Source organism: Peribacillus sp. NPDC096540 (assembly GCF_050278525.1).
Lineage (GTDB): Bacteria > Bacillota > Bacilli > Bacillales > DSM-1321 > Peribacillus.
On the sequence record NZ_JBNNTG010000012.1, the window covers coordinates 38,517 to 49,904 of the forward strand.

Annotated in this window: 10 protein-coding genes, 1 riboswitch and 1 other annotated feature; of the genes, 5 read left to right on the top strand and 5 right to left on the bottom strand. The window is 41.3% G+C overall.

Annotated features, from left to right (window positions below; translation table 11 throughout):
* Nucleotides 1-53: 53 nt before the first annotated feature.
* Nucleotides 54-1,640 carry a phosphoenolpyruvate carboxykinase (ATP) gene (gene pckA, locus ACQKMR_RS12645; RefSeq protein ID WP_427697596.1) on the bottom strand — a complete coding sequence of 529 codons (1,587 nt, stop codon included), beginning with the start codon at nt 1,638-1,640 and terminating at the stop codon, nt 54-56.
* A 555-nt stretch (nt 1,641-2,195) separates the two neighbouring features.
* Nucleotides 2,196-2,359, top strand: a riboswitch (SAM riboswitch).
* Nucleotides 2,360-2,521: 162 nt separating this feature from the next.
* Here pckA and metK point away from each other — a divergent pair.
* Entirely contained in the window at nt 2,522-3,715 is a 1,194-nt protein-coding gene (gene metK, locus ACQKMR_RS12650; RefSeq protein ID WP_427697597.1) for a methionine adenosyltransferase, read from the top strand.
* A 162-nt stretch (nt 3,716-3,877) separates the two neighbouring features.
* Here metK and ACQKMR_RS12655 read toward each other — a convergent pair whose 3' ends face one another.
* Nucleotides 3,878-4,396: a gamma carbonic anhydrase family protein gene (locus tag ACQKMR_RS12655; RefSeq protein ID WP_427697686.1), complete on the bottom strand. Its 519-nt coding sequence runs from the start codon at nt 4,394-4,396 to the stop codon at nt 3,878-3,880.
* 212 nt (nt 4,397-4,608) lie between these two features.
* Here ACQKMR_RS12655 and ACQKMR_RS12660 point away from each other — a divergent pair, with 212 nt between their 5' ends.
* Nucleotides 4,609-5,412, top strand: a complete 804-nt coding sequence (locus ACQKMR_RS12660; RefSeq protein ID WP_427697598.1) for a lysophospholipase — start codon at nt 4,609-4,611, stop codon at nt 5,410-5,412.
* Nucleotides 5,413-5,475: 63 nt separating this feature from the next.
* Here ACQKMR_RS12660 and ACQKMR_RS12665 read toward each other — a convergent pair whose 3' ends face one another.
* Genes ACQKMR_RS12665 through ACQKMR_RS12675 form a run of 3 tightly spaced genes read right to left on the bottom strand, consistent with a single transcriptional unit; the run spans nt 5,476 to nt 7,465 of the window.
* A complete protein-coding gene (locus tag ACQKMR_RS12665; protein WP_427697599.1) occupies nt 5,476-5,880 on the bottom strand; it encodes a hypothetical protein in 405 nt (134 codons plus the stop codon).
* A 50-nt stretch (nt 5,881-5,930) separates the two neighbouring features.
* Entirely contained in the window at nt 5,931-6,506 is a 576-nt protein-coding gene (locus tag ACQKMR_RS12670; RefSeq protein ID WP_427697600.1) for a class I SAM-dependent methyltransferase, read from the bottom strand.
* On the bottom strand, nt 6,503-7,465 hold the full coding sequence (locus tag ACQKMR_RS12675; RefSeq protein ID WP_427697601.1) for a TIGR01212 family radical SAM protein: 963 nt from the start codon (nt 7,463-7,465) through the stop codon (nt 6,503-6,505). The genes ACQKMR_RS12670 and ACQKMR_RS12675 overlap by 4 nt, the downstream gene beginning before the upstream one ends.
* Nucleotides 7,466-7,634: 169 nt before the next feature.
* Here ACQKMR_RS12675 and ACQKMR_RS12680 point away from each other — a divergent pair, with 169 nt between their 5' ends.
* The 3 genes from ACQKMR_RS12680 to leuS all read left to right on the top strand — a co-directional run bounded on the left by ACQKMR_RS12680 (nt 7,635) and on the right by leuS (nt 11,356).
* Entirely contained in the window at nt 7,635-8,138 is a 504-nt protein-coding gene (locus ACQKMR_RS12680; RefSeq protein WP_427697602.1) for an SMI1/KNR4 family protein, read from the top strand.
* Between the two features lie 98 nt (nt 8,139-8,236).
* Nucleotides 8,237-8,500 carry a DUF2524 family protein gene (locus ACQKMR_RS12685; protein WP_427697603.1) on the top strand — a complete coding sequence of 88 codons (264 nt, stop codon included), beginning with the start codon at nt 8,237-8,239 and terminating at the stop codon, nt 8,498-8,500.
* Between the two features lie 158 nt (nt 8,501-8,658).
* Nucleotides 8,659-8,887, top strand: a binding site (T-box leader).
* Nucleotides 8,888-8,941: 54 nt separating this feature from the next.
* Nucleotides 8,942-11,356 carry a leucine--tRNA ligase gene (gene leuS / locus ACQKMR_RS12690; protein ID WP_427697604.1) on the top strand — a complete coding sequence of 805 codons (2,415 nt, stop codon included), beginning with the start codon at nt 8,942-8,944 and terminating at the stop codon, nt 11,354-11,356.
* Nucleotides 11,357-11,388 lie beyond the last annotated feature (32 nt).

Here is an 11,388-nt window from a genome sequence, read left to right on the forward strand (position 1 = left end):
AAGGGGTTCGGAATGTTTTAATTCCGAACCCCTTTTGTTTTTGTTTATTAAAATTAAGCAGTCGGTCCGCCAAGTTCTTCAATTTCACTTGGAACGCTTCCGAATTTTTTAAAGTTTGCACGGAATTGAGCAGCAAGGGCTGTTGCTGTTTGTTTATATGCAGCAGGATCTGCCCAAGTCTTGATTGGTTGAAGCACTTCGTCAGGAACACCAGGAACATGAAGTGGAATATCCAAACCGAAGATATCGTCTTTGACTGTCTCGATGTTTGCTAATTCGCCTTCAAGTGCTGCTTGTACCATTGCACGAGTGTAAGCAAGTTTCATACGGCTACCAGTTCCGTATGCACCGCCAGTCCATCCAGTGTTGACAAGGTATACTTTTGCGCTGTGTTCGTCAATTTTATCTCCAAGCATTTCAGCATAGCGTGTAGCAGGAAGAGGTAAGAATGGTGAACCGAAGCAAGTTGAGAATGTAGCTTCTGGTGAAGTTACTCCTCTTTCAGTGCCTGCCAATTTACTTGTGTACCCGCTTAGGAAATGGAACATTGCTTGTTCTTTAGAAAGTTTGCTGATTGGAGGCAGTACGCCTGAAGCATCAGCTGTTAAGAAAATGATTGTATTTGGGTGTCCTGCGATACTTGGGTTCACGATGTTATCAATCGCTTGCATTTGGTATGCAGCACGAGTGTTTTCTGTTAATGAACTATCATCGTAGTTCGCTTCACGTGTTTCTGGATCAACAACTACGTTTTCCAATACGGCACCGAAACGGATGGCATCGAAAATTTGCGGTTCTTTTTCGCGTGAAAGGTTAATTGTTTTTGCATAGCAGCCGCCTTCGATGTTGAATACACCGTTAGAAGACCAGCCGTGCTCGTCATCACCAATCAGTTTGCGATTAGTGTCTGCAGATAAAGTTGTTTTACCAGTACCAGACAGTCCGAAGAATAAAGCGACATCTCCTTCACGTCCTACGTTAGCAGAGCAATGCATTGGAAGGATTCCAGCCTCTGGAAGTAGATAGTTCATGATTGAGAAGATCGATTTTTTCATTTCACCTGCATATTCCGTTCCACCGATTAAGATAGTACGGCGTTCAAATGACACGATGATGAATGTTTCGGATTTAGTTCCGTCGACTTCTGGATCTGCTTTGAAATTAGGTGCTGAGAGAATCGTGAATTCTGCTTCATGACCTCTTAGTTCTTCTTCATTTGGACGGATGAACAAAGTATGAGCGAAAAGATTATGCCAAGCATATTCATTTACCACTCGGATGGGAAGACGTGATGTTTCGTCTGCACCAGCGAAACCTTTGAAAACAAAGATCTCTTCTTTTGCTTTTAGGTAGTCAACTACCTTATTATATAGTTTATTGAATACATCTTCAGAGATTGGTTGGTTTACTGAACCCCAATCTACTTTGTCTTTAACAGATGCTTCGTCTACGATATATTTATCTTTAGGTGAACGGCCAGTATATTTGCCAGTTTCAGCTTTTACTGCGCCAGTTGATGTCAAAACGCCTTCGTTTCTGCTTAATACTTTTTCAACTAATTGGGGAACTGAAAGTTGAGTTTGCACATTATTTCCTGCCAATAATTGGTGTAACTCATTAGAAACGTCTACAGAATTCATATATGAGGTACCTTCCTTTGTTTTAAGTTTTATATTACAATTAGTATAACACATTCACTTAAATAGTCTATACTATTTATTTTTTTTTGTGATAATTTTTATATGGTTTCCTTAATCATTTTTATAAATGCGTTAAGAACCGAGTTCGGATTCTTGCATATACTTGAATGGAGGAATCTTAACTAGAAAGAAAACCCATAATCAAGATTGGTAGCTGGATTAAAGGTTATGTAAAAAAAGGATGGGTCTCGCTTCAGAAATATAAAAAAGGATTGTTTTATTTAATAGGAAGTAACAAAGAAAAGAATAACATGCTATTACCTCGAAAGGCAAAGTCATAAAAAGTTTTTTACGCTTCGAAGTTTGCTTTTTTAATTTTCTTTTATCTTTGGAAATTATCTACAGTTTCGTTTTGCTTTCTACTTCGAAAATCCAATAATGACGGAGCATCAGCACATTTTTTTTTTCGAAAGCTACGATGGGGGGAATTGTTCTTTTTAGAAAAGCATTGACAGATTCCGACCATATACGATAATATCTTAAATTGTACGGATTCTCTTATCCCGAGTTGGTGGAGGGACAGGCCCTTTGAAACCCAGCAACCTGCCATATTGAACTTGACTCCAAGATCAATCGCCGAAAATAAAGCGATAGTTCTTCAAGGAATAGTGGTGATGGTGCTAACCTGAGCAAGGTAAAAAACCCTTGAACGATAAGAGTGAAAGGATAGATGACAGAATTTTAAACCTTTCCTCATTTGCCAGGGAAGGTTTTTGTGTTTTTTAGTAATTCTGTGTCTATAGTTGAAACTAATAAGGGAAAACGAGTTCCGTAAAAAATCAGGCTTTTGCCTACAACATACTAACTTCCAAGGAGGAAATATGATGTCAAAGAAACGTCTATTTACTTCTGAATCTGTTACAGAGGGCCATCCGGACAAGATTTGTGATCAGATTTCAGATTCCATTTTAGATGCTATCCTTGCTAAGGATGCAAATGCACGTGTTGCGTGTGAAACAAGTGTAACAACAGGTCTTGTACTTGTTGCAGGTGAAATTACAACATCTGCTTATGTGGATATTCCACGTATCGTTCGGGATACGATTGCAGGAATTGGTTACACACGTGCGAAATACGGTTTCGATGCTGAAACTTGTGCCGTATTGAGTTCTATTGATGAGCAATCTGCCGATATCGCAGCTGGCGTAGACAAAGCGTTGGAAGCTCGTGAAGGAACTATGTCAGATGAAGAAATCGATGCGATCGGTGCAGGGGACCAAGGGCTTATGTTCGGTTTTGCTTGCAATGAAACAGAAGAGCTTATGCCACTTCCGATTTCATTAGCTCACAAACTTTCATTCCGCTTGTCTCAAGTTCGTAAAGATGAAACGCTTGCTTACTTACGTCCTGATGGTAAAACACAGGTAACAGTGGAATATGATGAAAATAATCAACCTGTAAGAGTCGACACAATTGTAATTTCAACACAACATGATTCAGAAGTAACGCTTGAGCAAATTCAAGCTGACTTAAAAGAACATGTGATTAAAGCAGTTGTACCAGCTGAATTAATCGATGCTGGGACTAAGTACTTCATTAACCCAACTGGCCGTTTTGTAATTGGCGGACCACAAGGGGATGCTGGTCTTACTGGACGTAAAATCATCGTTGATACGTACGGCGGATACGCTCGTCACGGCGGCGGTGCATTCTCCGGTAAAGATGCTACAAAAGTTGACCGTTCTGCGGCATACGCTGCTCGTTACGTTGCGAAAAACATCGTAGCTGCTGGCCTTGCTGACAAAGCGGAAGTACAATTGGCATACGCAATTGGTGTGGCAGAGCCTGTATCAATCTCGATCGATACATTCGGAACTGGTACAGTAAGCGAAGAAGTACTAGTTGATCTAGTACGCGCTAACTTCGACCTGCGTCCAGCTGGTATCATCAAAATGCTTGATCTTCGTCGCCCAATCTACAAACAAACAGCTGCTTACGGACACTTTGGCCGTACAGACGTTGATCTTCCTTGGGAACGCACAGATAAAGCTGAGATTTTAAAAGCAAAAGCATAATCAAATAAAAGAAAAGGTGCTTCGCAACTAGCGAGGCACCTTTTTCAATTGTGAAATGGATTAATTTGTCGACTGAGGGAATAATTCAAGAAATCCTATTTAATCCAGTCATTTATTTTTTTACTCGTGAATAATGCAAGTTTACTCGTGAATTTTCATGAATTATTTAATGCGTTCTGCATTTTTATAGTATTGTCCTTTTTCAGCATATTCTCCGACGATACGCTCCATATCCTTACGATCTTCATCGTTAATTTCTCGTACCACCTTAGCTGGACGGCCGAATGCCAATGTGTTTGGTGGTATAACTTTGCCTTGGGGAACAAGACTTCCTGCACCGATGAAAGCTCCTTCCCCGATTTCTGCTGCATCAAGCACAATCGACCCCATGCCAATAAGAGCTCCTTTACGAACTTTGCAGCTATGTAAAATAACCTGATGGCCGATGGTTACTTCGTCCTCAATAATTAATGGATTATTCGGACTTTGGTGGAGGACGCTGTTATCTTGTACACTTACTTTATTACCGATTATAGTAGGGGCTACGTCGCCACGTATAACGGTATTAAACCAGATTGACGTTTCGTCGCCGATTTTTACATCACCTGTCACGACAGCATTTTCAGCAATATAAGCGCTTTCAGAGATTTCAGGTTCTTTCCCTTTAAATGGATAAATAATCATTTTTAATCATTTCCTTTCCGAAGTAGATGTTTTTATGTATTATTTTAATATACCGTATGTAAATAGACTTTGCTATTTATAATAAAAATGTAGAATTTGTTAGAGTTCCTTTTTGTCGAAAATCATGAATATGGTTATAATTTATATATATTATTTTTCAGCTATCATTGATCGTATACAACAAGAGAAAAGTGAAAGGGGGATTTCGAATGTGGAAATGGGAGACAGAAGGAGACGCAAAAGGCGTCATTGTCATCATTCATGGGGCAATGGAACATCACGGCCGATATAAGTGGGTAACGCAAATGTGGCTTTCAGCCGGATATCATGTTGTCATGGGCGACCTTCCTGGGCAAGGGATGACAACTCGTGCCTACCGGGGACATATCGATTCCTTTGACGAATATTTAGACGAAGTAAAAAGCTGGATAGAAGATGCCTATGAATATTCGCTGCCAGTCTTTTTGCTTGGACACAGCATGGGTGGTTTAATTTCGATACGCTTGCTTCAGGAAGAAGAGTTGGACATTGCCGGGGTGATTTTATCTTCACCATGTCTGGGCCTCGTGACGAAGCCTAGAAAGTTCTTAACAGCTATTTCACATGGTTTGAACCTCGTGATGCCTAAGTTCAGAGTCGATTCCGGTTTAACACCTGAAATGGCTACGAGAAGTTCTGAAGTCCGTGAATCAGATAAAAATGATACATTATACATTACAAAAGTTTCGATTCGCTGGTATCGTGAGCTTGCACAGGCTATGAAGGATGCTTTTGAAGAGATTCCTGAATTTCAGGATGTGCCTCTTTTGTTGATGCAGGGCGGTGATGACCGAATCGTGAATAAAAAGGCGGTTCGTGAGTGGTTTAATTATAACTTGGCTAGTGAAAAACAATACAAAGAATGGCCAAAACTTTATCACGAAATCTTCAACGAACCAGAGCAGGATGACGTATTCCAATACGCTTTGAGTTTTGTTGAAAATCGTTTAAAAATATTAGGGTATGTCGTTTGAAATGTACATACTGCGGGATAAATATAACAAGCTGCTGAAGCGATTATCAGCAGCTTGTTTGTTTTAGCCAGCGTTTGTAAGTAATTCGTTCGACTTAATGACCGGTGCCCAATAAGTAACCGGATATATAAATTGGTGCAAGTGTGTAAGTTCTTTTTTATTGGATAAAGCAGTAAACTTAATTGATTTGAAGCTTAAGTCATTCGCGAATAGGTCTAAGAGGGTTGCCATCATATTCATGATCTCTTCATGACCTTGAGTGGAAATCACTAAATCGAGTTGAGACAGGAATTTATCAAATTGATTTTCATACTGTTTCAGGTCTTCTACAGTTTTTTTATGGCTTGTACAATTTGAACGTTGATTGGAACGTAGGCCACTCGCTTTCCGCGGGCGGTCCGGGAGCCTCCTCGGCTTGCGCCTGCGGGGTCTTCCCCTAGACGCGCTTTTCCCGCAGGAGTCTCGCACCGTCCGCTCCAATCAACTTTGTTATAAAATTTAGATAGAACCTCTTTTGTTTATGCTCTCTTTTCAATTGCCACTATGAATGGTGGATTATTAGCTTGATTAATGAAGTCATATTTCAGGACATGGGCTTTTTGCTGAGGGAGATTCTGAACATAGTGTAACAATGCGTCCCGTTCCGAAGCACCTTCTGGATGACCGTGATAGATGACAAGGATGATGATACCTTCGGGAGCCATCATTTCGAATAGCTGTTCAAGTGCAGGTATCGTTGTATTAGCTTGGGTGACGATTGATTTGTCTCCACCAGGAAGGTAGCCTAGGTTAAAAATAGCTCCTGTAATATTCCCTAAATGTTCTTTGCTGATGTATTTGTTCAGGTGCTCGTGTCCGTCATGAACGAGAGTGCAGCGTTCATGCATGCTCTCCTCCTTCAGTTTGGCTGCTGTGATTTGAATGGCGTTTTCTTGAATGTCAAAAGCATAGACATGCCCATTTTCACCGGCTAGTCCTGCAAGAAAGACAGTGTCAAAGCCGTTGCCCATAGTACCGTCAACGGTGATGTCCCCGGGTTGAACTGCTTTTTCAAGCAGAAGTTTTGCGAATGTCAAAATGCGATCCAGCTTCATCTTGATGGTACCTCCATATGATAATGCTTCCCTTGCCAGCTGTTGCGGCGTTGCAATTCGGCATCAATGGCATTCAATACATCCCATTTATTGACGCTCCACATCGGGCCAATCATCAAATCAATCGGACCGTCTCCAGTTATGCGGTGAACGATCATTTCAGGAGGGATTATTTCCAACTGATCACAAACAAGATTAACATAATCGTCACGGTCAAGAAATTCAAGCAGGCCCTTTTCATATTGCTTGACCATGGGCGTCCCTTTTAATAGATGAAGTAAGTGAATCTTAATGCCCTGCACATCTAGTTTCGCTACTTCACGAGCTGTTTCCATCATCATTTCGTAGTCTTCTTGAGGGAGTCCATTAATGATGTGTGAACAAACGCGAATGCCATGTTTGCGAAGTTTATCGACGCCTTCTTTGTAGCAATCAAAATCATGTGCACGGTTTATCATCGTGGCGGTTTTTTCATGAACTGTCTGAAGGCCAAGCTCTACCCAAAGGTAAGTGCGTTCGTTCAGTTCCGCTAAATATTCGACCACATCATCTGGCAGACAGTCCGGGCGTGTCGCAATGGAGAGGCCGACGACACCCTCTTGATTCAGGACGCTTTCGTATTTTTCACGAAGCTCTGCCACGGGTGCATGCGTATTCGTAAACGCTTGGAAATAGGCCATATACTTTCCATCTTTCCATTTATGATGCATTCGTTCACTGACTTTCTTAAACTGGACGTCAAGCGGTTCAACACGGTTACCTGCAAAGTCTCCCGATCCAGAGACACTGCAGAAGCTACAGCCACCATGTGCGACGGTGCCATCACGGTTTGGACAGTCAAAACCGCCGTCTAGAGCAACCTTAAAAACTTTATGTCCAAAGTGATTGCGTAAGTGGTAATTCCAAGTATGATATCGTTTGTTATCCGTTGCATATATAAACGGGTTTGCTTGATTCAAATCAGCAACCTCCCTAAGAATAATAAAGCGCATCATATATTATACAACATTCTAGCAGCTAGGTCTTTTTTCTAAAAATAAGCGTATAATGTATACTTGAAGGTTAAACATTGGCTACTAATGCCAGTATATCTAGTGAATGAATAAATCCAATCGGGAGCTGATGGACATGACCGGTCAAGTTGAAGAAGCAATTAATCAAATGAAAAAGAAATTAGCCGAAAATAATCAGGTGATCGAAGTAAATGAAGATGGGTTTATATATAAAGCCACTTGTACCTTCAATTCACCTGCTTCGGACGAACAAATTCATTCCTTTGAACAGAAAACTGGATTGCTGCTGCCCGATGATTATAAAGAATTTTTGAAAATAACGAATGGATGCCGACTGTTCGATAACCTTGAATCCGGGGGAGAAAATGATTTATACAGCCTGGATGATATTATTAATTACACATATGAGGGCTCCTATGAAGGATGTTATAAGGTTGCCTGCATTTATCAAGATAATATCGTGATTGATGGAGAGGCCGTTGCGAAAGGCGATAAGAATTATTTAATGGTAAAAGGACATATCGACGATTTTGAAGAGGGCGAGAAACTCCATATGGGCTTTGCCGAATGGATTGATCTGTTTATTTCCCATCAAGGAGAGAAATTTTGGGATAAATAATGATTCCTCAAAAAAACTGATAATCCACTCGTTATTTGCTCAAACTAAACAAGATGATACTGAATCATCCAAATGAGGCGCGAAGGAGAGGGTTTGAAATGGCAACCAGACAATCCGTCGATCATTTTTTAGAGCAATGTGAAGGGGCTCTCCATTTTGCAGAGTTTGAATTTAACGAGGCCTCACGGCAGGAGCATTATGAAGATGAAGAGTTTCAGAATTCCCAAAGGTATATCGAAGAGGCATTGACGGACATGGAAAGATTATATGCAAGCTCAAATGCCCAACAACGAGATATGCTTTCTCGGATGAAACAGCAGTTGAATGAAATGAAAAATGAGATGATTTTATTGCGTCATTAAAGAAAGAATGGGGGCTATGGATGCATAGCTCCCTATTTATTTTTGAACGATTTTTCTCAAATACGCATATATAATGAGAAACCTGTTGATAATGTTGGTGAACGGCTATTGCAATTATCGGTAAAATTGACTAGAATGTAATATAATCAAATATTCTCATAAAGACTATGAAGAGGAGCAGTAGCGATTAGAACCAGTTTAGAGAGTTGACGGATGGTGCAAGTCAACCTGGAATGATTGTGAACTCGCCTTGGAGTTACAGGTGTGAAGGTAATAGTAATGCCTGGCGTTTAATCCATGTTACGGATGTTTGAGCTGGGCGGTTTTTTAGTATCGCCAATGTGGGTGGTACCGCGGGAAGATATACATAATCCTCTCGTCCCTATTTGGGATGAGGGGTTTTTTTATTGTTTTTTTATACGGAAATTAGGAGGAAATCAAATGAGTTTTGACCATAGAAGTATAGAAACGAAATGGCAACAGTATTGGGAAGGCAATAAGACATTTAAAACGGGGGAAGAGAGCGGAAAACGTAAATTCTACGCACTTGATATGTTCCCATATCCATCAGGAGCGGGTCTTCATGTTGGTCATCCCGAAGGTTATACGGCAAGCGATATTTTAGCGAGAATGAAACGGGCGCAGGGGTATAATGTGTTACATCCAATCGGCTGGGATGCTTTTGGACTACCGGCTGAGCAGTATGCGATTGATACGGGGAATGACCCAGCGGAATTCACGGAACACAATATTAACACGTTCCGCCGTCAAATCAAGGCGCTTGGTTTTTCCTATGACTGGGACCGCGAAATCAATACGACCGACCCTGATTATTATAAATGGACGCAATGGATCTTCTTGAAATTATATGAAAAGGGTCTTGCTTATATTGATGAAGTAGCTGTTAACTGGTGTCCGGCACTTGGCACAGTTTTGGCAAACGAAGAAGTCATCGATGGTAAAAGTGAGCGTGGAGGCCATCCGGTTGAGCGCCGTCCGATGAAGCAGTGGATGCTTCGAATCACAGCTTATGCAGACCGTTTGATCGATGATTTGAATGATGTGGATTGGCCTGAGAACATTAAGGATATGCAACGTAACTGGATTGGCCGTTCTGAGGGAGCGGAAGTGACGTTCAATATCGATGGCCACGATGAAACTTTCACGGTGTTTACGACTCGTCCGGATACTTTATTCGGTGCAACGTATGCAGTATTGGCTCCAGAGCATTCATTTGTTGATAAAATTACGACTGCTGAACAAAGAACTGCAGTTGACGCATATTTAGATGAAGTGAAACATAAAAGCGACTTGGAAAGAACCGACTTGGCAAAAGATAAATCAGGCGTGTTCACAGGGGCTTATGCAATAAATCCAGTCAATGGCGAGAAAATGCCGATCTGGATTGCTGATTACGTGTTGATTAGCTACGGAACAGGTGCTATCATGGCCGTTCCTGCGCATGATGAACGTGATTATGAATTTGCTGTTAAATTCGAATTGCCAATTAAGGAAGTTGTAGCTGGTGGAGATGTGACAAAAGAAGCATACACAGGCGACGGCCTTCATGTGAATTCTGAATTCCTAGATGGATTGAATAAAGAAGAAGGTATTTCAACCATGATCAAATGGCTGGAAGAAAAAGAAATTGGCACGAAAAAAATCACGTACCGTCTTCGTGACTGGTTATTCAGCCGCCAACGTTACTGGGGTGAACCGATTCCAATCATCCATTGGGAAGATGGCACGATGTCTGCGGTGAAAGAAGAAGAACTTCCATTGATTTTACCGAAAGCAACAGATATCAAGCCTTCAGGCACGGGTGAATCACCGCTTGCAAACATTGCGGAATGGGTGAATGTTACGGATGAAAATGGACGTAAAGGCCGCCGTGAGACGAATACAATGCCACAATGGGCAGGCAGCAGCTGGTACTTCCTTCGTTATATTGATCCAGACAACACAGAAGCACTTGCAGATCCGGAAAAATTAAAAGAATGGATGCCAGTCGACATTTATATTGGTGGTGCTGAGCATGCGGTTCTTCACTTATTGTACGCTCGATTCTGGCATAAATTCTTGTACGATATCGGAATCGTACCAACGAATGAACCGTTCCAAAACCTATTCAACCAGGGAATGATCCTTGGAGAGAATAATGAAAAAATGAGTAAATCAAAGGGTAATGTCGTAAACCCGGATGACATCGTTGAAAGCCATGGTGCGGATACACTTCGTATGTACGAAATGTTCATGGGACCATTGGACGCATCTATTGCTTGGTCCACAAACGGATTGGACGGTTCGCGCCGATTCCTAGATCGTATCTGGCGTTTACTAATCAACGAAGACGACACGATTACAAATAAAATGGTCGACACTGATGACAGTGGAAAGCTTGAAAAAGTGTATCATCAAACGGTTAAAAAAGTGACCGAGAACTATGAAGAATTGAAATTCAATACGGCGATTTCACAGCTAATGGTATTTATCAATGATGCCTACAAAGCAGATTCGCTTCCTAAAGAATATATCGAAGGCTTCGTGAAATTGCTTGCGCCAGTTGCACCGCATATCGCCGAAGAACTTTGGTCTAAACTTGGCCATTCTGAAAGCATCACATACGGAACATGGCCAGCGTTTGACGAAGCTAAGCTAGTCGATAACGAAGTTGAAATCGTCATCCAAATCAACGGAAAAGTCAAAGCCAAATTAATGGTTCCAACTGACACAACGAAAGAAAAGCTAGAAGAAATTGCGATGGGAGACGACTCCATCAAAGAACAAATTGATGGCAAAACCATCCGTAAAGTCATTGCTGTACCAGGAAAACTGGTCAACATTGTCGCAAACTAAATAGTTCAAATCAGAGCTGGCCCGCATGTCAT